The organism is Jannaschia seosinensis (assembly GCF_001408515.1).
GTDB classification, from domain to species: domain Bacteria; phylum Pseudomonadota; class Alphaproteobacteria; order Rhodobacterales; family Rhodobacteraceae; genus Jannaschia; species Jannaschia seosinensis.
Genome location: NZ_CYPR01000251.1, coordinates 12,876 through 39,508, shown reverse-complemented (window position 1 = coordinate 39,508; position 26,633 = coordinate 12,876). Strand labels below are relative to the sequence as shown.

Below are 26,633 nucleotides of genomic sequence, written 5' to 3'. Positions count from 1 at the left end.
AGCATCGCGCACCACCCCGCCGTGGCGCATCTTCTCGTACCGGGCATCGAGGATGAGGTATTTTACCTGGCCCAGAGGGCGGTTGCGCCATGCCTCCAGTTCGTCGTCGAGCAGCTTGGCAGCCCGGCTGACCTGCGAGGACGACAGGCTCTCGATCCCGAACTCGCGCATGACAGCCTCGGCGTCACGCGTGGAGACGCCTTTGACGTACATCTCGGCCACCGCCAGCATGACGGACCGAACCGACCGCCGCCCGCGCTCGAGGGATTGCGGATAGAACGGCTCTTCCCCATGCCCGGCAGTCTTGGGCACCTGCACGCTCACCGTGCCCGCAGGCGTGTCGATCCGCTTGGGTTTGTAGCCGGTGGCATAGCCGTGACGCTCGGGCGTGCGCTCATAATGGCTCGCGCCGAGAAACCGCTCCCGTTCGATCTGCATCGCCAGCTCGAAAGCCCGCGCGAACACCGATGCGATCTCGCCGGGCCCGTGCTCGATCAACTGTTCCAAGACCGCCTCAAGCGCCGTATCCTTCCGCCTGTTCATTCGTTCTTCTCCATGGTTGTGTTGCAACTCCATGGAATATCAGAATGGGCAGCTCGTGCTGGGGGGCGCCCCAGCACGAGCTCACGCCCCGCGTCTCAAGCGAATTTCCAGACCTGAGGGTACAGTACCATGCGAGGTGGAGGAGGTGGCGAGCTATGCCGCGGCCGACGTCATGTTTCGCACGCTCTTCTCGGTCCCGATCGAGGACAGGCTTGCCGCGCAGGTGTTCCGGGAGTTCCACGTTTATCAGCGGACACAACCGCTTCTGAATGCGGGCGCGTTGCTGCCGCTGCCCCGTTGGATGCCGCGCTTTCATCGGCGCCGGACGCGACAGGCGGCGGCGTCGATCCGGTCCGCTCTTGCGGCGCTGGTCGAGATGCGGGCCGCGCAGATCGCGGCGGGCACGGCGCCGGACGATCTGTCCACCAAGATCATGACGCAGCCCGATCCTGAGACGGGCCAGTGCCTGTTGACGGAGGAGATGGTGGATCAGGTGGCGATCTTTTTCCTTGCCGGGCACGAGACCTCCGCCTCCGCGCTGGCTTGGGCGCTGTATCTTCTGGCGACGCACCCGGAGGCGCAGGAGCGGGTTGCCGTCGAGGCCGCTCGGGATTGGGAAAGCTTCGCGTTTTCCGATCTTTCCGGCCTGTCCTTCACGCGCGCCGTGTTCCGCGAAACGCTGCGCCTCTATCCGCCTGTGCCGATGATGGTGCGCGAGACGAGGCGGCCCGAGACGTTCCGCGGGCGCACCGCACCCGTTGGGGCGCAATGCGTGCTGAGCCCGTGGCATCTTCACCGGCACGAACGGCTGTGGGAGAATCCGGATGGCTTCGACCCCGGGAGATGGCGGCGTGAGGCGACGAAGGAAAGCGAGCGGCGGGCCTACATCCCGTTTTCCGCCGGCCCGCGGGTCTGCACCGGTGCCGGGTTTGCCATGGCCGAGGGAATCCTGCTGCTGGCGCGGCTGGTGGGGGCGTTTCGCGTGGAGGCCGTTGGCGCGCCGCCCGTTCCGGTGGCGCATCTGACGGTGCGGGCCCGGGACGGAATCCTGTTGCGGCTGGAGCGGAGGTAGCTTTTAGCCGACCGCGCGCGTCAATCCGTTCCGCGGTAGGGCTGGACGTATTGCAGGGCCATGTCCCACGGGAAGAAAATCCAGGTGTCCTGGCTGACGCCGGTGATGAAGGTGTCCACCATCGGCTCTCCCTGCGGTTTGGCGTAGACGGTGGCGAAGTGCGCCTTGGGATAGAGGCTGCGCACGACTTCGAGCGTCTTGCCCGAGTCGACGAGGTCGTCGATCACGAGCACGCCGTCGCCGTCGCCGACCATCGCGTCCTCGGGCTTGGACAGGACCACCGGTTCACCCTGGGTCTGATGGGCGTAGGATTTGATCGAGATCGTATCGACCAGCCGGATGTCGAGTTCGCGCGCCACGATCATCGCTGGCGCCATGCCGCCGCGCGTGATCGCCACTACGGCGCGCCAATGGCCGTCATCGGGACCGCGTCCGTCGAGCCGCCAAGCCAGCGCGCGGCTGTCGCGGTGGATCTGGTCCCAGGAGATGTGGAAGCCTTTTTCGTGTGGCAGGGTTTCGGCGGGCATCGGGATCTCCTTCAGGGCAAAGCGAGGCGAAGGCCCAGCGCTCCGAGCGCCAGGCCCAGCGACCGGTCGAGCCAGGTCTTGAAACGGGCATAGGCCGCGCGGGCGCGCGGCAGGGAAAAGGCGCGGGCGACGACGACGTACCACGCGGCCTCCACCCACAGGATGTTGAACAGGACGAGCGCTTTTTCAGGCCAGGCCGCGGCGGCCGGTACGAGGCCGACGAAAATCGCGCCGAAGAAGATGGCGGGCTTTGGGTTGGCCAGCATCGCGAGCGTGCCCAGACGGATGGCCGACACGAGCCCGCGCGGGGGGCCCGCCTCGGCCTTCGGCATCGGCTCCGGCGCATGGCGCCACATCTGGATGGCGAGCCATACGAGGAAGGCCGCACCAATGAGCTTCAGCGCCGTGAAGATCGGTGGAACGAGTTCGAGCACGAGCGACAGGCCCAGAAGCGCCGCGCCCGCCCAGATCGTGGCGCCGATCCCGAAGCCGAGCGCCAGCCCGAAAGCGGGGCGGAACCCTTCGGAAGCGGCCGTCTTGACCGACAGCACGAAGGACGGACCGGGCGAAATGGCGGCCAGCAGATGGATCATCGCCAGCGTGACGTAGGCGGCGAAGGTCACTGGCTCACCAGCAGGCGCAGGCCGAGGCCGCCGAGGACGAGGGCCATGATCCGCATGAGCACCGGCTTGAGCGCGACGTAGCGCAGCCGGACGGCGTCCTGCGATATGATCGCGGCGAGGCCGGAATAGACGGCCAGTTCGAGCGCGATGTGGTTTGCGGTCACCAGCGTCATTTCCGCGGCCGACAGGCCCGGCGGGAAGATGATCAGAAGGACACCCGCAGCGAACAGGATGCTCTTGGGGTTGCCAAGATTGAGCAGAAACCCCTTGAGAAAGGCGCGTCTGCCGGAGACCGGCGGCGCGGCATCGACCGGCACATGCGCCGCGCGCCACGTCTGCACCGCGAAGACGAGGACGACGAACGCGCCGCCGACCTTCATGACGGTGTATGCCAGCGGAAACACTGCGAAGAGCGCTTCGAGGCCGAGAAGCGCCGCGAGGGTCCAGATGCCCGCCATGACGGCGAGGCCGAAGCCGGTCATCGCCCCCTCGCGCAGCCCGCCCCGCAATGCCGCCTGCGTGCACAGAAGGAACGCAGGGCCGGGGGCGGCCACGGCGAAGAACAGCGCGACGTTGAACGCGGCGAGGTGCGCCAGGGTCAGGCCGTCGGCCGTGGCAAGCTCCATCACTCGTCCTTGCGTTCGAGCGAGATGTCCGGGGCCTCGGGGTTCTTCATGCCGATGACGTGGTAGCCCGAATCGACGTGATGCACCTCGCCGGTGACGGCCGAGGAGAGGTCCGACAGCAGGTACATCGCGGAGGCGCCCACCTCATCGGTGGTGACCGTGCGGCGCAGGGGCGAGTTATACTCGTTCCACTTCATGATGTAGCGAAAGTCGCCGATGCCGGATGCGGCCAGCGTCTTGATTGTGCCCGCCGAGATCGCGTTCACGCGGATACGGTCGCGGCCCAGATCCTCGGCCAGATACTTCACCGACGTCTCCAGCGCGGATTTGGCGAGGCCCATCACGTTGTAATGCGGCATGACCTTTTCGGCGCCGTAATAGGTGAGGGTCAGGGCGCTGCCACCATCGGTCATCATCGGGGCGGCGCGTTGCATCACGGCGGTGAACGAGAAGACGGAGACGTTCATCGTCGTCAGGAAGTTCTGCATCGAGGTGTCGAGATAGCGGCCGCGCAGCTCGCTCTTGTCGGAGAACCCGATCGCGTGGACCACGAAATCCAGGCGGTCCCAGTGTTCGCGAAGCCCCTCGAACAGCGTGTCGATCGACGCGCCGTCGGCGACGTCGCAGGGCAGGACGATATCCGACCCGACCTGAGCGGCCAGCGGGCCGACGCGCTTGAGCAGGGCCTCCCCCTGATAGGAGAACGCGAGCTCCGCTCCCTGCGCAGCGCAGGCCTTGGCGATCCCCCAGGCGATGCTCTTGTCGTTTGCGAGGCCCATGATGAGCCCCCGCTTGCCTGCCATCAAACCGGACATGCCCACTCCCATCATCCCTTGTCTCGGCTTCGGCTTTAGGCGATTGCCGAATAGGCGGCAAGGTTTGCAGGGGATGGCACGACATGGCGGCGCAACGGGACGGCATCTTCGCGGGCGACGACCCTCTGACGATCGCGCAACGCTGGCTGTCCGAGGCCGAAAAGACCGAAGCCGAGGACCCGAACGCCATCGCGCTGGCCACGGCGGACGCGTCGGGCATGCCGAACGTGCGCATGGTGCTGCTCAAGGAAATCGAGATCGAGGCTGGCGGGAACGGGGCCTTCGTCTTCTATACGAATTTCGAGGGCACGAAGGGCGAGGAACTGGCCGCCAATCCGAAGGCTGCTTTCGTCATGCACTGGAAGTCGCTGCGCCGGCAGGTGCGCGTGCGGGGCGATGTGGAGCGAGTTGCGGACGCGCAGGCGGACGCGTATTACGCGTCGCGCTCGCTGCAATCGCGGCTGGGGGCGTGGGCCTCGCGTCAGTCGCGCCCGCTGGAGAGCCGCGGATCGCTGATGGCCGAGGTGGCGCGCGTGACGGCGACGAAGGGCGCCGATCCGAAGCGGCCGCCATTCTGGGGCGGGTTCCGGATTCGTCCCGTCGAGATCGAACTCTGGGCCGACGGCGCGTTCCGTCTGCATGACCGGTTCCGGTTTACCCGGGATAAGGAGAATGTGTGGCAGGCGCAGAGGCTCAATCCATGAGAGGGGCGCGGATGATGATGCGTATCGTGGCGGCGTGGCTGCTGACGGCCGGGGCGGCGTTCGCGCAATGCGCACCCGACCGGGTGGACGTGCGAGGCGAGTTCGGGACCGTCCGGTTTCGCGCCGAACTGGCGACGACGCCGCAGGATCAGGCGCAGGGCCTGATGTTCCGCAAGAGCCTGCCGCGGCTGGGATCCATGCTGTTCATCTATCCCGAGGCGCAGAACGTGTCGTTCTGGATGCGGAACACCGAGATCCCGCTCGACATCATCTTCATCGATGCCGAGGGGCGAATCACGCGCGTGCATGAAAACGCGGTTCCCTTCGACGAGACGCCGATTCCGGCCGGCGCGCCGACATTGGCCGTGCTCGAGATCAATGGCGGGTTGGCGGCCGATCTCGGGATCGACGCGGGTGACGAGGTTCGCAATCCGGCCCTTCCGCAAGAGGATGCCGCGTGGTCCTGTCTGTCGGATTCCGACGAGTAGGGGCTTGGTGAGACGCTCGCGCCCTGCTAGAGCGGCCGCACGGTCGGGGCGTGGCGCAGTCTGGTAGCGCACCTGTTTTGGGTACAGGGGGTCGTGAGTTCGAATCTCGCCGCCCCGACCATTTTCTCTATGCTGGATCTATCTGCGTGGTTCGCGCGCTCGGGACCGCTTCCGGGGCGGGCTGATCGGTCGAAGGGCGTTTTGCCGCGCCCGATTCGGCCGCCGCTTCGGGGGAGAAGTTGTGGATAAGGGAGCGAGAGCCGCTTCGTTGCTCTCTCGCCACAAGCGCCGCACCGGTCGCCCAAATGCGCGAAACGCCTGATCCTCAAGGCTTGGCGAAGCGGGTTGAACGGTGCTCCCTCCGAGTCGGTTCCGACATAAACCGGTCAAGATATTTCTTTCGCATTTATCCCCGACATCCGCGTTGCCGACTCGCGAAATGTCCGCCAATGGTGTCGTCACGCAGAGTGGCCACCACATGTAGTGGCGCCGCGTCGAGCACGGGCAACGGCCTTCGATCCACCTACGACACCGACGGGGCATGACCCGGCGGCGGCGGTCGGAGATTTAGCCCCGAAGACGGCGTAACGGCAGGGGCGGCACGAGGCCGCGCCGGGACATTTCGAAGGACGGGAGCACGACCATGCGGCTGGAGCGGAAACTTACGGAAGCGGGACAGGACGCCTATGCGGCGCTGGCCTTTACCACGACCACATCGGAAATCCGCAATCCCGACGGGACGATCGTGTTCAGGCTCGACGCCGTCGAGGTGCCCGAAGGCTGGAGCCAGGTCGCCTCGGACGTGATCGCACAGAAGTACTTCCGCAAGGCCGGTGTGCCGGCCCGCCTCAAGCGCGTGCGCGAAAAGGACGTGCCCGAGTTCCTCTGGCGCTCCGTCCCCGATGAGGATGCGCTCGCCGCACTGCCCGAGGCGGAGCGATTTGTGGGGGAGACATCTTCCAAGCAGGTCTTTGACCGGCTTGCCGGCGCCTGGGCCTACTGGGGTTGGAAGGGTGGCTATTTCACCACCGAAGAGGATGCGCAGACCTATTTCGACGAGATGCGCGTCATGCTCGCCCGGCAGATGGCCGCGCCGAACTCGCCGCAATGGTTCAACACCGGCCTGCACTGGGCCTACGGCATCGACGGGCCCGCGCAGGGGCATCATTACGTCGACCCGAAGACCGGCAAGCTGACCCGATCGAAATCCTCCTACGAGCATCCGCAGCCGCATGCCTGCTTCATCCAGTCGGTATCCGACGACTTGGTGAACGAGGGCGGCATCATGGATCTGTGGGTGCGCGAGGCGCGTCTGTTCAAATACGGCTCGGGCACGGGCACCAATTTCTCCTCGCTGCGCGGCGAAGGGGAGAAGCTCTCCGGTGGGGGCAAGTCGTCGGGCCTGATGGGCTTCCTCAAGATCGGGGACCGCGCCGCCGGCGCCATCAAATCGGGCGGCACCACGCGCCGTGCGGCCAAGATGGTCATCGTCGACATGGACCACCCCGATATCGAGGATTTCATCGACTGGAAGGTCATCGAGGAGCAGAAGGTGGCGGCTCTCGTCGCTGGATCGAAGGCGCATCAGGCGCAGCTGACCAAGGTGATGGAGGCCGTGCGCGCCTGGGACGGCACGCTGGAGGATGCCTGCGATCCAGCCGTGAACGAGGCCCTGAAATCGGTCATCCGCGCCGCCAAGAAGCACCAGATCCCCGAAGCCTACATCATGCGCGTCCTGCAATATGCACGCCAGGGCTATGACAGCATCGAGTTCCCGACCTACGACACCGACTGGGACAGCGAGGCCTACAATTCCGTCTCGGGTCAGAACTCCAACAATTCGGTCCGCCTGACAAACGCGTTCCTGCACGCCGTCGAGAAGGACGCCGATTGGGAGCTTCTGAACCGCACCGACGGATCGGTCGCCAAGACCGTCAAGGCGCGCGATCTGTGGGAGAAGGTGGGCCACGCCGCCTGGGCCTGTGCCGATCCGGGGATCCAGTTCCACGACACGGTCAACGACTGGCACACCTGTCCGGAGGACGGGGCGATCCGCGGCTCGAACCCATGCTCGGAATACATGTTCCTCGACGATACGGCCTGTAACCTCGCGTCGCTCAACCTGCTGAAGTTCATGACGGCCGATGGCGGCTTCGACCACGATCTCTACGTTCATGCGTGCCGGCTCTGGACTGTGACGCTCGAGGTCAGCGTCGCCATGGCGCAGTTCCCCTCGCAGGAGATCGCGCAGCGGTCCTACGACTTCCGCACGCTGGGTCTGGGCTATGCCAATATCGGCGGGCTGCTGATGAACATGGGCCTGGGTTACGATTCGCGTGAGGGGCGGGCGCTCTGTGGTGCGCTGACGGCGGTGATGACCGGCACATCCTACGCCACCTCGGCCGAGATGGCGGGGGAGCTGGGGCCGTTCCCGGGCTATGCGAAGAACGCCGGCCACATGCTGCGCGTGATGCGCAACCACCGCAACGCGGCCATGGGGGCGACGGAAGGTTATGAAAAGCTCGACGTCAATCCCGTCGCGCTCGACATCGCGGGCTGTCCCGACCGGGCGCTGACCGAGCTTGCCGGGCGTGTCTGGGACGACGTCGTGGCGCTGGGCGAGAAGCACGGCTTCCGCAATGCGCAGGCCACGGTGATTGCACCGACGGGCACGATCGGTCTCGTGATGGATTGCGACACGACCGGAATCGAGCCGGATTTCGCGCTGGTGAAGTTCAAGAAGCTGGCCGGTGGCGGCTACTTCAAGATCATCAACCAGTCGGTCCCGGCCGCCCTGCGCAAGCTGGGCTACCGCGAAAGCGAGATCGGAGAGATCATTGCCTATGCCGTGGGCCATGGATCGCTGGGGCAGGCGCCGGGGATCAACCACACGTCGTTGATCGGACACGGGTTCACCCGGACGGAGATCGACAAGATCGAAAAGGCGCTGCCTTCGGCCTTCGACATCCGGTTCGTCTTCAACCAGTGGACCCTCGGAGAGACGTTCTGCACCCAGACGCTCGGGATCCCGGCGGCGAAGCTGAACGATCCGACCTTCGATCTGCTTCGGCATCTCGGCTTCTCGAAAAAGGAGATCGAGGCGGCGAACGATCATGTTTGCGGAACGATGACGCTGGAAGGCGCGCCGGGACTGAAGGACGCGCATCTCAACGTATTCGACTGCGCCAATCCCTGCGGCAAGAAGGGCCGTCGGTTCCTCTCCGTGGACAGCCATATCCACATGATGGCGGCGGCGCAAAGCTTCATCTCGGGGGCCATCTCCAAGACGATCAACATGCCGAACTCGGCCACGATCGAGGATTGCCAGAAGGCTTACGAGCTGTCCTGGAGCCTTGGCGTGAAGGCCAACGCGCTCTACCGCGACGGCTCCAAGCTGTCGCAGCCGCTGGCCGCGAGCCTTGTGGAGGACGATGACGAGGCGGCCGATATCCTGGAGACGGGGACGCCGGCGCAGAAGGCCGAGGTGCTGGCCGAGAAGGTGATCGAGAAGGTCATCATCAAGGAGATCGTCCGCAGCCACCGCGAGAAGATGCCCGAACGGCGCAAGGGTTATACCCAGAAAGCCGTCGTTGGGGGGCATAAGGTCTATCTGCGGACCGGAGAGTACAAGGACGGCCAGCTCGGTGAAATCTTCATCGACATGCACAAGGAGGGGGCTGGCTTCCGCGCGATGATGAACAACTTTGCCATCGCCGTGTCCGTCGGCCTGCAATACGGCGTGCCGCTGGAGGAGTTCGTGGACGCCTTCACCTTCACCAAGTTCGAGCCGGCCGGCATGGTGCAGGGCAACGATTCGATCAAGAACGCGACTTCGGTTCTGGACTACATTTTCCGGGAGCTGGCCGTGTCCTATCTCGACCGTGAGGATCTGGCGCACGTCAAGCCGCAGGGGGCGACCTTCGACTCCATCGGCGAGTCAGAGGCCGGAACCGGCGCGGATGGGAAGAACGGCCATGGCGGCGCCTCGGCCGCGACGAAATCGCTCGCGGTCATCAAGTCGGTTACCTCTTCGGGGTACCTGCGCAAGCGCCTGCCGCACGATCTGGTCGCGCTCCGCGAGGGAGTGGACCACGTCGCCGCCGAGCTTGCGGGGACAGCCGGGTTCTCCGCCGGCGAGCAGGCCTCCTACGTCAGCGAGACCTCGTCGGCCACCGTCGCCACCGGCATGGATGCCCGCACCAAGGCGAAGATGCAGGGGTACGAGGGCGAGGCCTGCGGGGAATGCGGGAACTACACGCTGGTCCGCAACGGGACCTGCATGAAGTGCAATACCTGTGGGGGAACCTCGGGCTGCTCCTGACGCGAGTGACAGCATACATGTAAAACAAAAGGGGCCGGATTTTCCGGCCCTTTTTCGTTTTTTTATGCAGATGATGCGGGGTCAGGCGGTCTGAGTTTGATCCGCAGGGTCAGGCCTTGGCCTTCACCTTCGCCGCCAGTGTCTGGATATCGCCGCCAGCGGTTTTCGGGATGATCCGGTAGGCCGCGTTCACGAAGCAGAAGAACCCGAAGAGCAGCAGGCCGACGCAGATCGCGATAACGAGGAAGTTGCCGAAGGGCTGCGATGCCAGCCAGTCGAAGGCTTGTCCCATGCCGCCGGCTTCCTGACTGCTGCCGCGCCATCCGGCGACGAGGAGGAAGCCTCCGATGATCACGATGATGATGCCCTGCGAGATCACGCCTGCGCGTAAGGCCCAATCGTAATTGCTCGTGAAGTGGTTGGCCTGAAGCTTGCTGCGGTACTTGGCCTTCCAGCCTTTCATGACATAGTAAATCCCCGCGCCGATGGTGAGTGCGCCCGCAATTCCAACGATGAACCGCCCGGCGGGCCAGCTCAGGATGTCGGCGACGGTGCTCGATACGCCGCCGCCCGATTCGCCGCTTCCGCTGCCCAAGGCGATTGAAATGGCCAGACCGGCGATCGCGCCGTGGATCAGGCCGCTGACGATCATGCCCGTGCGCGCCGTCAGGCCCTCTGCGTCGGAGCCGTAATCCTCCAGATCCTCGACGGCATCGATCCCGCGCCAGATCGCGTAGGCGAAGAGGCCGATCGCGATGAGCCAGAGGACGACGACGCCCCAAGTGCTGCCCGACAGGCGTTCGAGAACGCTGGATGTCCCCTGCGCCTGCCCGCCGGACCAGATCGCCCAGAGCGACAGGCCGGCGACGGCCAGATAGGTAATTCCGCGCCCGGCATATCCGGTGCGCATGACGGGTATGGTCCAGCTTAAATCGGCCATAAATGATCTCCGTGCGGTCGGTGTTGTTGTGTGGCCAACGCGGCACCGGGCCCGGGAGGTCCTTCAGAGGCTTGCCGCCTCGATGCGCCGCCAACCCGCCATACGCGACCGGAACCAGGTACGCTGCCGCTTGGCATAGCGTCTGGAGGCGAGCACGGCCCGGTCGCGCGCGGTGGAAAGGTCGATCTCGCCGCGCAGATGGGCGACCATGTCCGCTGCGCCAATCGCCTGCGCAGCGTGCAGCGTCGGATCCCACCGCGGCAGGACAGCGCGTACTTCGTCGAGGACGTCCGCATCGAGCATCGCGTCGAAGCGGCGCGCGATCCGTGGATCGAGCCAGTCCGCCGGAGCGTCAAGGACCAGCGGTGTCGCGTGCGTCAGGGGCAGGAGGGGCGGGGGCGTGTCCGCTTGCCAATCCCGGATCGAGCGGCCGGTGGCGCGCTTGACCTCCCACGCACGCAGGACGCGCATCGGGTTGCGCAGGTCGAGATCGGCCCGCACCTCCGCATCGAGTTCGGCGGCGAAAGCGTTGAGGCCACTCCGGTCGAGCCGCTCCTGCGCTTCTTCCCGAATCTCGGGCGGTGTGGCCGGAATGTCTGCCAGCCCCTCGGTCAGCGCGCGGAAAAACAACCCGGTACCGCCGACGATGATTGGCCGCGTCCGGCTCAGAAGCGGCGCAACCTCTCGCAGCCAATCGCCGACCGACCGTTCCGCCGTCCACGGGACATGGCCGTAGAGCGCATGCGGCGCCACGGCTTCTTCCTGCGCCGAGGGGCGCGCCGTCAGAAGGCGCCAGTCGCCGAAGACCTGAAGCGCGTCGGCGTTCACGACCGTCCCGCCCTGCGCCCGCGCGATGGCCAGCGCCAGCGAGGACTTGCCGGATGCGGTCGGGCCCGCAATTAAAACGGGGAGGTCGGCGGGGATGGTATCTGTTATTTCCAGCATCTTGTGCGGCGGTCTTCATCCGGTTCGGCAGGCGCAAGGCGGCCGGTTGCCCCGTGCCGCCTAATCCGGCATACGTTCCGGCGCAACATGAGGCGGGACAAGGGATTGACGCGATGGAGGATGCAACCGGACCCACGCCCCCACATCCAAATCTCCGCCGCGTGATGCTCAAGATCAGCGGCGAGGCGCTGATGGGCGATCAGGGATTCGGCCTGCATCCGCCCACCGTCGAGCGTATCGCCCGCGAGGTGCAATCCGTCCACAAGATGGGCGTCGAGATCTGCATGGTGATCGGAGGCGGCAACATCTTCCGCGGGCTCCAAGGGTCGGCGCAGGGAATGGAGCGGACGACGGCCGATTACATGGGGATGCTGGCAACCGTGATGAACGCGCTCGCCGTGCAAGGCGCGATGGAAAGCCTCGGGATCCACACGCGCGTTGTCTCCGCCATTCCGATGGATCAGGTCTGCGAGCCCTATATTCGTCGCCGCGCGGTTCGGCACCTGGAGAAGGGCCGCGTCGTGATATTCGCCGCCGGAACGGGCAACCCCTATTTCACCACCGATACGGCGGCGACGCTGCGGGCCTCGGAGATGTCCTGCGGGGCGATCTTCAAGGGGACGAAGGTGGACGGCGTCTACGACAAGGATCCGGTCCTTCATCCAGACGCGGTCCGCTATGATCGCATCAGCTATGACGACGTGCTGACGAAGCACCTGAAGGTGATGGACGCCTCCGCTATCGCTCTGGCACGGGAAAACGGGTTGCCGATCATCGTCTTTTCGCTGGACGCGCCGGGCGGCTTCCAATCGATCCTGTCGGGAGAGGGGACCTCCACGCGCGTCGGTTGATCCGCTTCGCGGGAAATCGCGCAGAAGGTGCCACTTCTGGCCCAAGGGTTTACCCTTCGTCGGATCAGCCGCTTCCAAAGGGAGGCCCGGCGCAGTATAGCCACGCAAACACGGGAGAAAACCGCGCATGTCTGACGACTTCATGCTGGATACCGACGACCTGAAACGGCGGATGGATGGCGCGATGGCCAACCTGCGCACCGAATTCGCGTCGCTTCGGACCGGTCGCGCCAGCGCCTCGATGCTGGAGCCGGTGATGGTGGACGCCTATGGCAGCGCCACCCCGATCAATCAGGTGGGCACCGTCAACGTGCCCGAGCCGCGGATGGTCACCATCAACGTCTGGGACAAGTCGCTTGTGGGGAAGGTCGAAAAGGCCATCCGCGAGAGCGGGCTGGGCATCAACCCGCAGCTCAACGGCACGATCATCATGCTGCCCATCCCGGAGCTGAACGAGGAGCGGCGGCGCGATCTGACGAAGGTGGCGGGCCAGTACGCCGAAGGCGCGCGCGTCGCCATCCGCAACGTCCGCCGCGATGGCATGGACCAGATCAAGAGGGCCGACCCGCCCGAGGATGAGCGTAAGATGTGGGAGAGCGAGGTCCAGGAGATGACCGACGACTACATCAAGCGCGTCGATGCCGCGCTCGAGGAGAAGCAGGCGGAGATCATGCAGGTTTGACGTCCTGATCCAACCGCAGGTCAGGGGCCGGGCATGAATTCGTCAGGGCCGGATTTCCAGAGGTTTTCGCGGCGGCCGAGGGCCGAAATAGGCCCCGGTGGGCTTTGTCAGGGGCACGGTTTGCACCCGGCGCAAAACGGAGAATACCGAAATGCTCGACCCCATGGCACATGCCGGTCCGCGTCACGTCGCGATCATCATGGATGGTAACGGACGATGGGCGCAGGCCCGGGGGCGGCCGCGTCTGCTGGGTCACCGCGCGGGCGCGCGGCGCGTCCGGGAGATCGTCGCGGCCTGTCCCGACCTCGGGGTCGACTACCTGACCATATTTGCGTTTTCGACAGAGAACTGGAAGCGGACGCAGGCCGAGGTGTCGGGTCTCATGTCGCTGTTCCGTCGCTATATCGAGAGCGAGGCGCAGACACTGCTGGCCGAAGGAACGCGCGTTCGCTTCATCGGAGATCGCGTGCGCCTCGATTCCAAGCTGCGCAGTTTGATGGACATGATCGAGGCGCTGACGGCGCATAACACCCGGGTGAACCTGACCATCGCCCTCAATTACGGCGGGCGGGACGAGGTGGCGCGCGCGACGAAGCGGCTTGCCCGTGACGTCGCCGCCGGTCGCCTCGACCCCGAGGAGGTCAGTGACGAGACGCTGCCGCGCTACCTCGACACGCATGTCCTGCCGGATCCGGATCTCGTGATCCGAACCTCGGGCGAAGCGCGGATCTCGAACTTTCTGCTCTGGCAATCGGCCTACTCGGAATACGAGTTCGTCGACACCCTCTGGCCGGACTTCACGCGGGAGCAGTTCAAGGCGGTGCTGACGCGCTACGGCGCGCGGGAGCGGCGCTACGGTGGGGTCGTCGCATGAGCGAACGCCCCGGCAAGCCTGCCGCCGAAGAGGAGGAGCCGCCGCTCTTCGATTTTGAGCATGCCGCGCCGATGATGCCCGCCGTCGCGGGGCGTTTTCAGGATCTCGCGCCCCGGTTGATCACGGCGCTTGTGCTGTTCGCGATTGGGGCCGTCGCGATTGTCCTCGGGGGCATCTGGTTTACTGCTCTGATCGCGGTGATCGTCGGGATCATGCTGTGGGAACTTGCGACGATGGTAAAGGCGGGGCGGAAGCGCGCCCGCCTCCTTGCCATCATCGGCGGCGGAGCGTTGTTCTTCGCGGACTTCCTGGCGATTGGCTTTGCCCTGCCGCTGCTGATGCTTGTGCCGATGTCGGCGATCGCCTTCATTCGCCGCCATCGTCGCATCGTGGTGACGTTCTCGCTCTCCATGGTGCTGGCCGGGTTCAGCCTGACGCAGCATCTGACCAATTTCGGGCTCGTCTGGATGGTCTGGCTGATCCTCGTGGTCGTGGCCTCCGATGTGTTCGGCTACTTCTTCGGCCGGATAATCGGCGGGCCGAAATTCTGGCCGCGGGTAAGCCCGAAGAAGACGTGGTCGGGCACGATCGCAGGATGGGTCGGCGCCGCGGTCGTGGGCGGGATCTGGGCCGTTTGGCAGGATGTCGGGTGGGAGACGATCGGCATCTCGATCGCGCTCGCAATGATGGCACAGATGGGTGACATCGCCGAGAGTGCGGTGAAGCGGAAGGTCGGGGTCAAGGATTCTTCGGCCTTGTTGCCGGGTCATGGTGGCTTGTTCGATCGGTTCGACGCGATGCTGGGCGCCGCGCTCATGCTGTTGGTGATCGAGTCGCTGCTGGAATTTCCGCCCGTCCCCGGCATCTGAGATGCGCCGCATATCCATCTTCGGAGCGACCGGCTCAATCGGCCAGAGCACGATCGACCTGATCGGGCGCGGCGCGTTCGAGGTGGTGGCGCTGACCGGCGGCGCGAACATCGCCCAACTCGCATCCGACGCGCGACGGCTTGGCGCGGAGGTTGCGGTGACCGCCTTCGACGACCTGCTCGACGCGCTGCGCGATGCGCTAGCGGGGAGCAATGTGGAGGCGGCGGCGGGGCAGCAGGCTCTGCTGGAGGCGGCGGATCGTCGCGCCGATTGGGTCATGTCGTCCATCGTCGGCGCCGCGGGGCTGGAGCCGGGGCTGCGGGCTCTGCGGCATGGCACGACGCTGGCGCTCGCCAACAAGGAGAGCCTCGTCTGCGCGGGTCCTCTGCTGATGGCCGAAGCGGCACGATACGGTGCGACGATCCTGCCGGTCGATAGTGAGCATTCCGCTGTCTTTCAGGCGCTGCGCGGTGAGGATATCGACGCCGTCGAGAAGGTGATCATCACCGGATCGGGTGGAGGATTGCGCGACTGGCCTCTCGACCGGCTGGCCTCGGCGACGCCTCGGGAAGCGGGCACCCATCCCAACTGGGACATGGGGCAGCGGATCACCATCGACTCGGCTTCGATGATGAACAAGGCGATGGAACTCATTGAGACGAAGGAGTTCTTCGGTCTTCCCGCAGACAAGATCGACACGATCATCCACCCCCAGAGCCTTGTTCATGCACTGGTGCAGTTTCAGGATGGCGCGATGATGGCGCATCTGGGTGCGCCGGACATGCGCCACGCCATCGGCCATGCGCTGAGCTGGCCGGATCGTGGCGCATTGCCGGTGGACCGGCTGGACCTCGCGGCCATCGGATCGCTCGATTTCCACACGCCCGACCCGGCACGTTATCCGGCGCTGGCCATTGCGCGCGATGTCATGGCGTGCGGGGGCCTTGCGGGCGCGGTATTCAACGCGGCCAAGGAGGCGGCGCTCGACCTGTTTCTGGACCGCCGGATCCGCTTCACGGACATGGCGCCTTTGGTCGCCCGCGTTCTTGAGCGTCTGGACGGCGAGGGATGCCTTGAAGCCGCGACCCTGACTCTCGATATGGTGCAGGAAACAGACGCGCGCGCGCGGGTCATGGCACACGACCTGTCGGGCGCTGTGCCCGCAGATCTATAGCCAAGACCAGCAGGACAACATCCTCATGGACGCCACCCTCATTCCGCAGTTCGGCGGCTTTCTCTGGACCGTGCTGGCCTTTGTCGCGGCCCTGTCGATCATCGTGGCGATCCACGAATACGGTCATTACATCGTCGGCCGCTGGTGTGGCATCAAGGCGGACGTCTTCTCCATCGGCTTTGGTCCGATCCTGTGGTCGCGCGACGACCGGCATGGGACGCGGTGGCAAGTGGCCGCGCTTCCCCTCGGCGGTTATGTGAAGTTTCGCGGCGACGGCAACGCGGCTTCGGTCGGTGAGGACAACGAGGCGACGGCAAAGATGACCGCCGAGGAGCTGTCGCAGACGATGACCGGCGCCTCGCTCTGGCGGCGGTCGGCCACCGTCGCGGCGGGCCCGGCCTTCAACTTCATCCTGTCCATCCTGATCTTCGGCGCATTTGCGCTGTTCCTCGGGCGGGCCGCCGATGCGCCGGTGATCGGGGAATTGCGACCGCTGCCCGAAACGGTCGTCACCCTGCAGCCGGGGGACGAGGTCGTCTCGGTCGCGGGAACCGACGTATCCGACCTGGCTGAGATTGCTGAGGTCGCCGAGGATGTGCCTCCCGCGCCGACGATCCGCTACGAGGTCATCCGCGATGGCGAGACGGTCAGGGTCGACGCGGCCTTTCCGTTGCCTGCGCGTGCCGACAGCGTCATGCCGAGGGGCGCGGCTTGGGATATCGGGATGCGCCCGGACGACGTGATCCTGGCCGTCGACGATGCGCCCATCTACTCCTTCCGGGAGTTGCGCGAGATCGTCGAGGCGACCGAAGGCCGCCCGCTCGTGCTCGATGTGTGGCGTCCGGGGCCGGAGGGGGGTGAAGAGCTGACGTTCACACTCACGCCTCGGGCACAGGATCTGCCGCGTAGCGAAGGCGGGTTTGAGCGGCGTTGGATCATCGGGATCAACGGCGGTCTGTTCTTCGAGCCGGCGACCGAAGAGACGGGCCTGTTCGGCGCGCTGGCGCATGGGGTGGACCGGACGTTCTACATCATCCAGTCCTCACTCAGCGCTCTCGGCCATATTGTCACCGGCGCGATCAGCACCTGCAACCTTTCCGGCCCCGTAGGCATCGCCAAGACGGCGGGCGCCGTCGCGTCGACCGGGATCCTGGACTTCGTGTCGTTCATCGCGGTCCTTTCGGCGGCGGTCGGGATGCTGAATCTGTTCCCGATCCCGGTGCTCGACGGCGGGCACCTCGTGTTCCATGCCTACGAGGCCGTTCGCGGCCGCCCGCCTTCGGATGAATGGGTGCGGGCGCTCATGGTCGTGGGCGTGGCGCTCATGCTGACGCTGATGGTGTTTGCCACTTGGAACGATTTCGTCTGCTAGGCGAGTATCGGGCGATGTCTCGTCCGGATCGCTCAAGGTTTTACCCAAGAGACGTCCAAATTTCGCCCGATTTTCGCAGCACCCCAAGGGGGTCAAGAATTGGGTGTAATGATGCGTGAGATGCAGAACGGATATCGCGGCCTCTCGGTTTTCGTCGGCCTGAACATCGACCGGTTTCTCGCGACTTTCGCGATCGTGCTGGCCGTGATGCTGGCGTCGTGGTTCCAGTCGCTCTGACAATCCCATCGACCCGCCGGGCCCGCCCCTTCGCGCTTTGACACGACGCGGACGCCACGCTAGTCAAATCGTAAAGAAGAGGACGAGGCGGGGCGCATGGACACGGACCAAGGGAACGGGGCGCGCACGCGTGCCGAAGACGCGTCTTGCGCGAGACATCCAAGGCAGATCGGGCGCTGTCTGCGGACGACCGGGCTCGCTTTGACCGCCATGGCCTTCCTGCTTGGAGGTGCCATTCCGACAGTCGCGCAATCCTACCGCTTCAGTGAGTTCGAGGTTCAGGGGAATACCCGCATCGAGACGGCGAGCATTCTATCGACCCTCGGGGTTTCACCGGGGGAGTCGGTGACGGCGGCCGAACTCAACGACGGCTTCCAGAGGCTTCAGAGATCCGGCCTGTTCCAGAACGTCGAGATCGTGCCGCAGGGAGGCACCCTTATCGTCATCGTCGACGAGTTTCCGACGGTGAGCCAGATCGCGATCGAGGGGAACCGCCGCCTGAGCGATGAGGATCTTCTGACGATTGTCCAAAGCCAGCCGCGCCGGGTTTACGACCCCGCACAGGCGGAGCGCGACGCCGTCGCGATCACCGAGGCTTACACCCAAGCCGGGCGTCTGGCCGCGACGGTCCAGCCCAAGATCATTCGCCGCAGCGACAACCGCGTCGATCTGGTCTTCGAGGTGGCCGAAGGCGAAGTGAGCGAGGTTGAGCGTCTGAGTTTCGTGGGCAACCGCGCATTTTCGGACCGCCGCCTGCGCCGCGTGCTGGAGACGACGCAAGCGGGTCTTTTCCGTAGGCTGATCGGCTCGGACACTTTTATCGCGGATCGGATCGCGCTCGATGTCAGGCTTCTGAATGACTTCTATCTGTCGCGCGGCTATGCCGATATGGAGGTTCTCTCGGTCGTCCCCGAGCTCGTTCCCTCGCGCGATGCCTACTTCCTGACCTTCACGATCCGCGAGGGGCAGCAACTCCGATTTGGCAACATCGGCGTTTCCGCGACCGTTCCGGGCATCGACCTGTCCGAGTACCGGAGCGAGGTCCAGATCGACCCCGGCGATCTGTTCAACCCGCAGAGCCTCGAGCGGACGATTCAGCGGCTCGAACTTCTGGCAACGCGGCAGGGGCGGACGTTCATCCGCGTCACGCCTCAGATCGAGCGCAACCCGCGCGACCTGACGCTGGACGTCAACTTTGTGATCGAGCGAGGCGAGCGGGTCTTCGTCGAGCGGATCGACATCGAAGGCAACTCCACGACGCTCGACCGCGTTATCCGGCGGGAGTTCAACACCGTCGAGGGCGACCCCTTCAATCCGCGCGAAATTCGTGCGGCGGCGGAGCGGATCCGCGCGCTCGGCTATTTCAGTCAGGCCGAGGTCACGACCCGGGAGGGGACGACCCCCGAGCAGGTCATCGTCGATGTCGACGTGGAGGAGCAGCCGACGGGATCGCTGGGCCTCGGCGCGAACTATTCCGCGGAAGCCGGCGTCGGTGTGGCGCTGAGCTTTGCGGAGACGAACTTTCTGGGGCGCGGGCAGACGTTCAACTTCACGATCGACACCGGGTCGGAGAGCTCGAACTCCCAAGTGCTTTTCGTCGAGCCCTATTTTCTCAACCGCGATCTCGCACTGTCCTTTTCGGTCTTCTACTCCGAATCGTCGCGCGACTCGCTGTCCTTCGACACGCGCACCGCAGGGTTCCGCACCGGCCTTACCTTTCCGGCGGGCGAGTACAGCCGCCTCGGCTTCACCTATACCTATGTCAACAACAAGCTGACGCGTCGCGACGATGACGAGCCGTTGTCCCCGATCCTCGAGGCGGATGCCGGCGAGGCGGTCACGTCGGCGGCCGGCTATACCTATACCTACGACACGATCGGGCGGGGTCTCGATCCCACCCGCGGCGTCCGCTTTCGCTTTGCCCAGGAATTCGCCGGCGTCGGCGGTGACGAGGAGTTCATCAAGACGACGTTCCTCGCCGCGGGGCAGCGTCGCGTGCGCAACGACGAGATCGTCCTGAACGCGACATTCGAGGGTGGCGCGATCACGACGCTCGATGACGGGGCCTCTCGCCAATCGACCCGCTTTTTCAACAATCAGAACATCATACGCGGCTTCGAATCCGGCGGAATCGGACCGCGTGACCTGAACTTTGACGAGGACGGCGCGGCACTCGGCGGCAACTACTTCGTCGCCGCCCGTCTGGAGGCGCAATTCCCACTCGGCTTCCTGCCCGACGAATACGGCATTTCCGGCGCCGCTTTTCTCGATGCCGGATCCGTGTGGGGGCTGGACGACAAGATGACGACCGGACCCATACCCATAGACGACGATTTCTTCCTCAACTCCGCTGTGGGTGTCGGAATAAACTGGGACACGTTGATCGGGCCGCTTCGGTTCAACTTCACCCGGGCCATCAACAAGCAGAGCTTCGATGAGGAGCAGAATTTCGACCTGACCATTCAGACACGTTTCTGATGCGCAACAGATCCTCGCTTGCCGCCGCCGCGTTGGCGGCTCTGATGTTGTCGGCACCTTTAGGCAGCGCGCAGCCTGCCGGACCCTTGCGCGGCGTGCCGCAATCCGCCGTGATCGTGTTGGACCGTGATGAACTTTTCGCCCGCAGCCTCTTTGGCCAGCGCGTCGCGGCCGATATTGAAGCGGCGCTGTCCGCTTTGGCCGCCGAAAACGCCCGGATTCAAACAGAGCTTGAGGCGGAAGAGCGCGCCCTGACACAGGAGCGCGAGGAGATGGATCCGGCCGATTTCCGGGATCTGGCCACGGATTTCGATCAGCGCGTGACAGAGATCCGCCGGACGCAGGATGCAAAGGAGCGTGCAATCGCCCAGCAGGGCGAGCGGGCGCAGCAGGTCTTTCTCGAGCGGGCCAACCCGGTGCTGATCGCGCTCGCGCAGGAGACCGGGGCGCTCGTCATCCTCGACCGGCGGATGGTGATCGCCTCAGCCGATCAGGTGGACATCACCGAAGTCGCGCGCGGCCGGATCGACGACGCGATCGGGGCGGGCGACCCGCTGGATGGAAACCGTCCAGAGCCCCGGCCTCATGCCGCGCCCGGGGAGTCGGAACCGGCCGCGATCCCGCCGGACATGCCTGCCGACTGAGCACGTGCTTGCTCCGCACCCGTCCGGCAGGATAGGTCCTGCGGAACGGAAAGATTGGGGGAACGGGAATGGCGAACGATACGGACGGGCAGATCCCCGACGCGGACATCCACATGATCCAGCGGATCATTCCGCACCGCTACCCGTTTCTTTTCGTGGACCGGGTGGAGGAGATCGTGGCCAATGTCTCGGCCACGGGCATCAAGAACGTCACCTTCAACGAGCCGCATTTTCAGGGCCACTTTCCCGAGGCCCCGATCATGCCCGGCGTCACCATCATCGAGGCGATGGCGCAGACGGCGGGCGTTCTGGTCGGGATGTCGAACGATCTCGTGGACCGGAAGGCGCTGATCTACTTCATGTCCGTCGACAACGCCAAGTTCCGGCGCAAGGTGGTCCCGGGCGACGTTCTCAAACTGCACGTGCAGGTTACGCGCGGAACGGCCGGGGCGAAAGTTTGGAAGTTCCACGGCGAGGCGAAGGTCGATGGTGAAATGGCCTGTTCCGCGGATTTCGCGGCAATGATCGATCTGTCGAAGGAGTCCGCGTGAGCGTTGATCCGACGGCAAATATCCATCCCTCGGCGGTAATCGAGCCGGGGGCGACCATCGGGGCGGGCGCGTCGGTCGGGGCATTCACCCTCGTCGGGTCGGATGTGGTTTTGGCCGCCGATGTCGACGTGCGCAGCCACGTGGTCCTGACCGGCGACACGCAGATCGGGGAGGGGACGGTGATTTTCCCCTTCGCGTCGATCGGCGAGGTGCCGCAGGATCTCAAGTTCGCCGGCGAACGGACCCGTTTGCGTGTCGGTCGCCGCAACCGCATTCGCGAGCATGTCACGATGAACGCCGGCACTGCGCATGGTGGGGGCGAGACCGTCGTGGGCGATGATGGGCTGTTCATGGCGGGATGCCACATCGCGCATGATTGCCGGATCGGGGACCGTGTCATCGTCGTCAACCAATCCGCCGTGGCGGGGCATTGCCTGCTCGAGGATGACGTCATCGTGGGCGGGCTGTCGGGCATTCATCAATGGGTCAGGATCGGACAGGGCGCGATCATCGGGGCCTTGTCGATGGTAACCAACGATGTGGTGCCCTATGGCCTCGTCACCGGGCCGAGGGCGGAACTGGACGGGCTCAATCTTGTCGGACTCAAGCGCAAGGGCGTCGCCCGGTCGGACATTCAGGCGCTGCGCGTGGCGCTTCTGACGCTAAAGCAGGGCGAGGGCACGTTTCTCGAACGGGCGCGTCGTCTTGGCGCGGAGACGGACAGCGAGTACGTGCACCGCATGGTCACCTTCATTACCGGCGCCTCGGATCGCAGCTTTCTGGTGCCGAAGTGACGCTCGCGCTCATCGCGGGGCAGGGGGGGCTTCCGCCGCGGCTGGCCAGAGCGCTTGACGGAACGTCTTGGCGGGCCCTGCACCTCAAGGGTTTCCCGCCGGAAGCCTTTGCGTCCGAGGGTTTTCGCGTGGAACATCTGGGATCGGTTATCGCCGGCCTTCGGAATGACGGGGTGACGAAGGTTTGCCTTGCCGGCCGGATCGCACGCCCGCGCCTTGATCCCGCGGCCGTCGACGCGACGACGATGCCACTCGTACCCCGGATGATGGCGGCGCTTCGGGCTGGCGACGATGCGGCCCTGCGAACCGTCGTCGCGTTTTTCGAGGAGGCGGGGGTAGAGGTCGTTTCCGCGCAGGATCTCGACCCGACACTGCTTGATCTGCCGTTGATCGGCACGCCATTGGATCGTGACCGTGCCGATATTTTCCGCGCGCGCGACGTGCACACGGCACTCGGCGCGCTGGATATCGGGCAAGCGGTCGTCGTGGCGGGTGGACAGGTTCTGGCTGTCGAGGCTCTGCCCGGAACAGACCGGATGCTCGCCGCGCTGGCCGAGCCGTTCCCGCGACCCGAGGGCGGCGTTTTGTTCAAGGCGGCGAAGCCGGATCAGGATCGCCGGATCGACATGGCCACGATCGGGCCAGATACCGTGCGCCATGCGGCCGCTGCCGGCCTTGCGGGAATTGCGGTGCCGCATGGCGAAGTTCTGGTGCTGGAACCGGAAACGCTGCGCGACCGGCTGGTCGAAACGGGATTGTTCCTCGAGGCGGTATGACGAAGCTCTTCCTCATCGCCGGTGAGCCTTCGGGGGATCGACTGGGTGCCGCATTGATGGTCGGTCTGAACGACCTCGCCCCGCAGATTGCCATCGAGGGAGTCGGCGGATCGGCCATGGAAGAGCAGGGGCTTCAAAGCCTGTTCCCGATGGAGGTGTTGTCGGTCATGGGGTTGGCCGAGGTTTTGCCGCGCCTGCCCGACCTGCTGCGCCGCCGCGATCAGGCGGTGGCGGCGATCGTCGCGGCACGGCCGGATGCGCTTGTCACCATCGACAGTCCGGATTTCTGCCTTCGGGTCGCCGCACGCGTGCGAGAGGCGCTCCCGGACCTGCGCATCATCCACTACGTCGCGCCGTCCGTCTGGGCCTGGCGGTCGGGGCGGGCGGCGAAGATGGCGCGCCATGTTGATCATGTTCTCGCGCTCTTGCCGTTCGAGCCGCCGTTCATGGAGGCTGCGGGAATGTCCTGCGACTTCGTTGGCCATCCCGTCGTCGCCGAGCCGAGGGCCGACGCCAACGAAATCGCTGCGTTCCAAGTGCGAGCGGAAGGTGACATCGCACTGGTTCTGCCCGGATCGCGACGGGGTGAGATCTCGCGCCTCGGACCCGTTTTCGGCGAGGCTGTCGAGGCTCTTCCGAAGGGAAGCCGCATTGTGGTGCCAACGGTGCCACATCTGAAGGAAGCCGTTCGCGATCTCGTGCGGACTTGGCCGTACGATCCGATCGTCGTAACCGATCCAAGCGAAAAACGCGCCGCATTTGGTGCGGCGAAGGCGGCATTGGCCGCGTCGGGCACCGTCAGCCTTGAGTTGGCGGCGAACGATACCCCGATGGTCATCGCCTACGACATGAACTGGCTAAGTTGGCAGATCATCAGCCGCATGATGCGGATCGATACCGCGACTCTGGTGAACCTGGTTGCGGGCGCAAAGGTCGTTCCCGAGTTCCTCGGCCCGAATTGCAGACCCGCTCCTGTGGGCGCAGCGTTCGCCCGTCTGATGTCGGTTCCGTCCGAGCGGGAACGTCAGCATGCCGCCTTGGCGTCGACGATGGACGCACTCGGTCGTGGCGGCGAGGCTCCGGGCCTGCGAGCCGCACGATCGATTCTGGCGCAATTGGCAAAGTGACTTGCGATCCTGGGTTGCCGCGGCTACTGAGCCGTCAGTAAGGCTTAGCTCCACTGGATCACGCGGTACCGTCCGAAGGTAGTTGCTTGAGGGGCGAAGGTATTGTAGTCGGGCAGGAACGTCCTGAGAGAAGTCTTGTTTGAGACATAACTCTAAGGATAACTGGGGAACATTAGGCTCGCATAGCTCAGCTGGATAGAGTGTCGCCCTCCGAAGGCGAAGGTCGTAGGTTCGAATCCTACTGCGAGCACCACCCTCTCAATCGCTATAATCATCTAGAGCATTCTGTCGCCCATGCGCGCGAATGGTTTGTTATGGTTTTCTGGTTGGCCGGGAATGATTTTTCTCAAACCTCTGGCCTGCGCGTTTTGTCCGAACGCGGCCTTATCCATTGAATCGGGTTTGGCGGCTGGAATGTTTGAGCGCGCCTGTGCCTTCGATCCGCAAGACCAAGATCCGCCGGAACTTAAAGAAACACCCACGTTGGGGCTTGGTAATGATCCAGTTCTGTTCCGACATGAACTGTCAGGCTGTGGTGCCGGGGCAGCTTGACCTTCGGCAGAGCTACGGAGGCCGTGTCCCGGCCGATAGGGTTCGGTGCGCCATTGCGCTGCGGCAGACGACCTTCCGTGAAGCCTCACCATTTACAGTCTGGTGCGCTTGGTCGGCCTGAGGTTAGACGGTGCCGGGCTCCAGTACGTTTTTCCACCGCCAGAAGGCTATGTCCATCGACACTTTTGGTAGTGGAGCAAGGACATCGCTGTACCTTCTAATCCCCTCCCGACACCTTGCTGCGCAATGCGCTGGCGGGCAGTGAGTAGCAGCGGCACGCAGGTCCTGGGCGAAAGTGCCCGGCAGGCGCGCAATCACGGTGCGCTCAAGCGGCGGGTCTGGCGCAAGATCCCAACGCGGAACAGACGATGAAATCTAGTAGCTCCGGGTCGTCGAGAGTTTACGGGCCACGGTCACTGCTTTAAAAAGCTAATGGGCAGGATCGCTATCGGCGACGGCCAGCGGTTTCGCGTTACCGACCTGAGCAGGCTTCGCAGGTGCTGCCTTGCCCGCTCAAACGGACCTTGCTGGCGGAAAAGGCTGGCAATGGGGCACCTGCGACATCCGCAAGTGCCACGGTGTCATCGCTAGTCGTGGCGCCCGCGCCGTCATCCCGTCATTGAAAAACAGGGCTAGCTCATCATCGGTTCCGGGGCGGCCCCAAACGGTTCTGCCGCCGGACCTGCGTTGAGACTGGGAAGCGGTGTGTCAAGCTGCTTGGTCAGCAATATTTGGTCCGCCATCGTCGTCGGGCCGATGGCGGCTCGATGAACCAACGTCGATCCACAGGTTGCCGAGCCCGAGGTCCGGGTCACAACTCCAGTCGGCGACACCGAGATCGGCGTGCCCGTCACCGAACACTTGAAGAAATTTGGTTTGGGAAAAAGGGGCGTGGTGCGTCAGGCTACTTGTGCACGAGAGACGACCGAACCTGCCAAGCCCGACTTCCACCGGTATCTCGTTGCAAGTTGCAGGGAGCGGTGCTGTTGTGAGGTATGACTGCGTCACGCCGGGAGGGGTGTGATGTGGTAACCATACGGAGGATTGACGAATGAAGAATGGTATCTGGCTCGGCGGAACGATTCTGGCGACCATCTCACTGTCGGCGACTGCTGTCTTTGCGCAGGACGACTGCTCCAACCGCGGTCAACTCAGCGAGATCTACTGCGACGCGAACGGTGACCTCGTCGCCGATGCGCCGGAGGACGAGAGCGAGCTGCGGGATCCCGACACGCTTGTCTTCGCCTACACGCCTGTCGAAGATCCGGCGATCTACGAGGACATCTGGGACCCGTTCATCGAGCATCTGGAAGAGACGACCGGCAAGGACGTGCAGTTCTTTGCGGTGCAGTCGAACTCGGCCGAGGTCGAGGCGATGCGTTCCGGTCGTCTGCACATCGCGGGCTTCTCGACCGGACCGACGCCGTTCGCGGTGAACCTTGCAGGGGCCGTGCCTTTTGCCATCATGGGATCGGATGACGGGCGCTTCGGCTACACGCTGCAGGTCTACACCCAAGCCGACAGCGATATCGAAGAGGTTGCCGACCTTGCCGGCAAGCGGGTTGCGCACACTTCGCCCACCTCAAACTCGGGCAATCAGGCGCCGCGGGCGCTCTTTCCCGATTTGGGCGTGGTCCCCGGCGAGGACTACGAGGTGACCTATTCGGGAAGCCACGACCAATCGATGCTGGGCGTCGTCGCGGGCGATTACGATGCCGCGCCGGTCGCGTCCGAGGTTGTGGACCGGATGGCGGAGCGGGGGCTTTACGACCCCGAGGAGGTGAAGATGATCTGGGAGAGCGACCCGTTCCCCACCACCTCCTACACCTACGCACATGATCTTTCGCCAGACTTGAAGGCAAAGATTGAGGAGGCGTTCTTCTCCTACGACTTCGAGGGCACCGAGTTGGGCGAGGAATTCACCGGCGTCTCCAAGTTCATCCCCATCACCTATGAGGATCAGTGGGCGGTAATCCGTCAGATCCAGTCTGCCAACGGTGTCGAATACACGCCGCAGGGTCTGGCCGCCGAGTAATCCAATCGGCCCG

The 26,633-nt window shown here is 64.7% G+C and carries 25 protein-coding genes, 2 tRNA genes and 1 pseudogene; 21 read left to right on the top strand and 7 right to left on the bottom strand.

Annotated features, from left to right (window positions below; translation table 11 throughout):
* Nucleotides 1–543: transposase (locus JSE7799_RS18995; protein WP_222101822.1), on the bottom strand; the 543-nt coding region annotated here is incomplete at its 3' end.
* Nucleotides 544–622: 79 nt separating this feature from the next.
* Between JSE7799_RS18995 and JSE7799_RS18990 the strand changes: the two are divergent.
* A pseudogene (locus tag JSE7799_RS18990) lies at nt 623–1,615 on the top strand (cytochrome P450); the annotation flags it as partial.
* 20 nt (nt 1,616–1,635) lie between these two features.
* Here the strand turns inward: JSE7799_RS18990 and gpt are convergent.
* From gpt to fabI, 4 genes are read right to left on the bottom strand one after another with little or no spacing between them, the layout of a single operon-like run.
* A complete protein-coding gene (gene gpt / locus JSE7799_RS18985) occupies nt 1,636–2,142 on the bottom strand; it encodes a xanthine phosphoribosyltransferase (RefSeq protein ID WP_055665005.1) in 507 nt (168 codons plus the stop codon).
* Nucleotides 2,143–2,153: 11 nt separating this feature from the next.
* Complete coding sequence (locus JSE7799_RS18980) at nt 2,154–2,765, bottom strand: LysE family translocator (protein ID WP_055665004.1); 612 nt, start codon at nt 2,763–2,765, stop codon at nt 2,154–2,156.
* Nucleotides 2,762–3,391, bottom strand: a complete 630-nt coding sequence (locus tag JSE7799_RS18975) for a LysE family translocator (protein WP_245624939.1) — start codon at nt 3,389–3,391, stop codon at nt 2,762–2,764. The genes JSE7799_RS18980 and JSE7799_RS18975 overlap by 4 nt, the downstream gene beginning before the upstream one ends.
* Entirely contained in the window at nt 3,391–4,206 is an 816-nt protein-coding gene (gene fabI, locus JSE7799_RS18970; protein ID WP_055665003.1) for an enoyl-ACP reductase FabI, read from the bottom strand. The genes JSE7799_RS18975 and fabI overlap by 1 nt, the downstream gene beginning before the upstream one ends.
* Nucleotides 4,207–4,289: 83 nt before the next feature.
* Between fabI and pdxH the strand changes: the two genes are divergently transcribed.
* From pdxH to JSE7799_RS18950, 4 genes are all read left to right on the top strand, one after another.
* A complete protein-coding gene (pdxH, locus tag JSE7799_RS18965) occupies nt 4,290–4,910 on the top strand; it encodes a pyridoxamine 5'-phosphate oxidase (RefSeq protein ID WP_055665002.1) in 621 nt (206 codons plus the stop codon).
* Between the two features lie 11 nt (nt 4,911–4,921).
* The gene (locus tag JSE7799_RS18960; RefSeq protein WP_306455421.1) at nt 4,922–5,398 is read left to right on the top strand and encodes a DUF192 domain-containing protein; all 477 of its coding nucleotides are present in this window, start codon (nt 4,922–4,924) and stop codon (nt 5,396–5,398) included.
* Nucleotides 5,399–5,442: 44 nt separating this feature from the next.
* Nucleotides 5,443–5,519, top strand: a tRNA-Pro gene (locus tag JSE7799_RS18955).
* Between the two features lie 522 nt (nt 5,520–6,041).
* Complete coding sequence (locus JSE7799_RS18950; RefSeq protein ID WP_055665001.1) at nt 6,042–9,719, top strand: vitamin B12-dependent ribonucleotide reductase; 3,678 nt, start codon at nt 6,042–6,044, stop codon at nt 9,717–9,719.
* A 109-nt stretch (nt 9,720–9,828) separates the two neighbouring features.
* Here the strand turns inward: JSE7799_RS18950 and JSE7799_RS18945 are convergent, their stop codons facing one another.
* Both JSE7799_RS18945 and miaA read right to left on the bottom strand, forming a co-directional pair.
* On the bottom strand, nt 9,829–10,659 hold the full coding sequence (locus JSE7799_RS18945) for a DUF1206 domain-containing protein (protein ID WP_083480689.1): 831 nt from the start codon (nt 10,657–10,659) through the stop codon (nt 9,829–9,831).
* Nucleotides 10,660–10,722: 63 nt separating this feature from the next.
* The gene (gene miaA, locus JSE7799_RS18940) at nt 10,723–11,604 is read right to left on the bottom strand and encodes a tRNA (adenosine(37)-N6)-dimethylallyltransferase MiaA (RefSeq protein WP_055664999.1); all 882 of its coding nucleotides are present in this window, start codon (nt 11,602–11,604) and stop codon (nt 10,723–10,725) included.
* Between the two features lie 113 nt (nt 11,605–11,717).
* Between miaA and pyrH the strand changes: the two genes are divergently transcribed.
* The 16 genes from pyrH to phnD all read left to right on the top strand — a co-directional run bounded on the left by pyrH (nt 11,718) and on the right by phnD (nt 26,620).
* Complete coding sequence (gene pyrH / locus JSE7799_RS18935) at nt 11,718–12,455, top strand: UMP kinase (protein ID WP_055664998.1); 738 nt, start codon at nt 11,718–11,720, stop codon at nt 12,453–12,455.
* A gap of 127 nt (nt 12,456–12,582) precedes the next feature.
* Nucleotides 12,583–13,137: a ribosome recycling factor gene (frr, locus tag JSE7799_RS18930; protein ID WP_055664997.1), complete on the top strand. Its 555-nt coding sequence runs from the start codon at nt 12,583–12,585 to the stop codon at nt 13,135–13,137.
* A 151-nt stretch (nt 13,138–13,288) separates the two neighbouring features.
* Nucleotides 13,289–14,011, top strand: coding sequence for a polyprenyl diphosphate synthase (uppS, locus tag JSE7799_RS18925; RefSeq protein ID WP_055664996.1), 723 nt, complete (start codon nt 13,289–13,291; stop codon nt 14,009–14,011).
* Complete coding sequence (locus JSE7799_RS18920) at nt 14,008–14,880, top strand: phosphatidate cytidylyltransferase (RefSeq protein ID WP_306455420.1); 873 nt, start codon at nt 14,008–14,010, stop codon at nt 14,878–14,880. The genes uppS and JSE7799_RS18920 overlap by 4 nt, the downstream gene beginning before the upstream one ends.
* A 1-nt stretch (nt 14,881) precedes the next feature.
* Entirely contained in the window at nt 14,882–16,054 is a 1,173-nt protein-coding gene (gene dxr / locus JSE7799_RS18915; protein ID WP_055664995.1) for a 1-deoxy-D-xylulose-5-phosphate reductoisomerase, read from the top strand.
* Between the two features lie 25 nt (nt 16,055–16,079).
* Nucleotides 16,080–17,426, top strand: a complete 1,347-nt coding sequence (gene rseP / locus JSE7799_RS18910) for an RIP metalloprotease RseP (protein WP_055664994.1) — start codon at nt 16,080–16,082, stop codon at nt 17,424–17,426.
* 111 nt (nt 17,427–17,537) lie between these two features.
* Entirely contained in the window at nt 17,538–17,663 is a 126-nt protein-coding gene (locus JSE7799_RS22095) for a hypothetical protein (protein ID WP_275934910.1), read from the top strand.
* 210 nt (nt 17,664–17,873) lie between these two features.
* Nucleotides 17,874–20,141, top strand: a complete 2,268-nt coding sequence (gene bamA / locus JSE7799_RS18905) for an outer membrane protein assembly factor BamA (protein WP_055665009.1) — start codon at nt 17,874–17,876, stop codon at nt 20,139–20,141.
* Nucleotides 20,141–20,785 (top strand): OmpH/Skp family outer membrane protein, encoded by a 645-nt coding sequence (locus tag JSE7799_RS18900; protein ID WP_055664993.1) that lies wholly within the window; start codon nt 20,141–20,143, stop codon nt 20,783–20,785. The genes bamA and JSE7799_RS18900 overlap by 1 nt, the downstream gene beginning before the upstream one ends.
* A gap of 68 nt (nt 20,786–20,853) precedes the next feature.
* The gene (fabZ, locus tag JSE7799_RS18895) at nt 20,854–21,336 is read left to right on the top strand and encodes a 3-hydroxyacyl-ACP dehydratase FabZ (RefSeq protein WP_055664992.1); all 483 of its coding nucleotides are present in this window, start codon (nt 20,854–20,856) and stop codon (nt 21,334–21,336) included.
* Nucleotides 21,333–22,130 carry an acyl-ACP--UDP-N-acetylglucosamine O-acyltransferase gene (gene lpxA / locus JSE7799_RS18890; RefSeq protein ID WP_055664991.1) on the top strand — a complete coding sequence of 266 codons (798 nt, stop codon included), beginning with the start codon at nt 21,333–21,335 and terminating at the stop codon, nt 22,128–22,130. The genes fabZ and lpxA overlap by 4 nt, the downstream gene beginning before the upstream one ends.
* Nucleotides 22,127–22,906, top strand: a complete 780-nt coding sequence (locus JSE7799_RS18885; protein ID WP_055664990.1) for an LpxI family protein — start codon at nt 22,127–22,129, stop codon at nt 22,904–22,906. The genes lpxA and JSE7799_RS18885 overlap by 4 nt, the downstream gene beginning before the upstream one ends.
* Nucleotides 22,903–24,033, top strand: coding sequence for a lipid-A-disaccharide synthase (gene lpxB, locus JSE7799_RS18880; protein ID WP_055664989.1), 1,131 nt, complete (start codon nt 22,903–22,905; stop codon nt 24,031–24,033). The genes JSE7799_RS18885 and lpxB overlap by 4 nt, the downstream gene beginning before the upstream one ends.
* Nucleotides 24,034–24,209: 176 nt before the next feature.
* A tRNA-Arg gene (locus JSE7799_RS18875) sits at nt 24,210–24,286 on the top strand.
* Nucleotides 24,287–24,327: 41 nt separating this feature from the next.
* Nucleotides 24,328–24,585 carry a hypothetical protein gene (locus tag JSE7799_RS21465; RefSeq protein ID WP_144431822.1) on the top strand — a complete coding sequence of 86 codons (258 nt, stop codon included), beginning with the start codon at nt 24,328–24,330 and terminating at the stop codon, nt 24,583–24,585.
* 1,051 nt (nt 24,586–25,636) lie between these two features.
* Entirely contained in the window at nt 25,637–26,620 is a 984-nt protein-coding gene (gene phnD, locus JSE7799_RS18870) for a phosphate/phosphite/phosphonate ABC transporter substrate-binding protein (RefSeq protein ID WP_055664988.1), read from the top strand.
* Nucleotides 26,621–26,633: the final 13 nt, after the last annotated feature.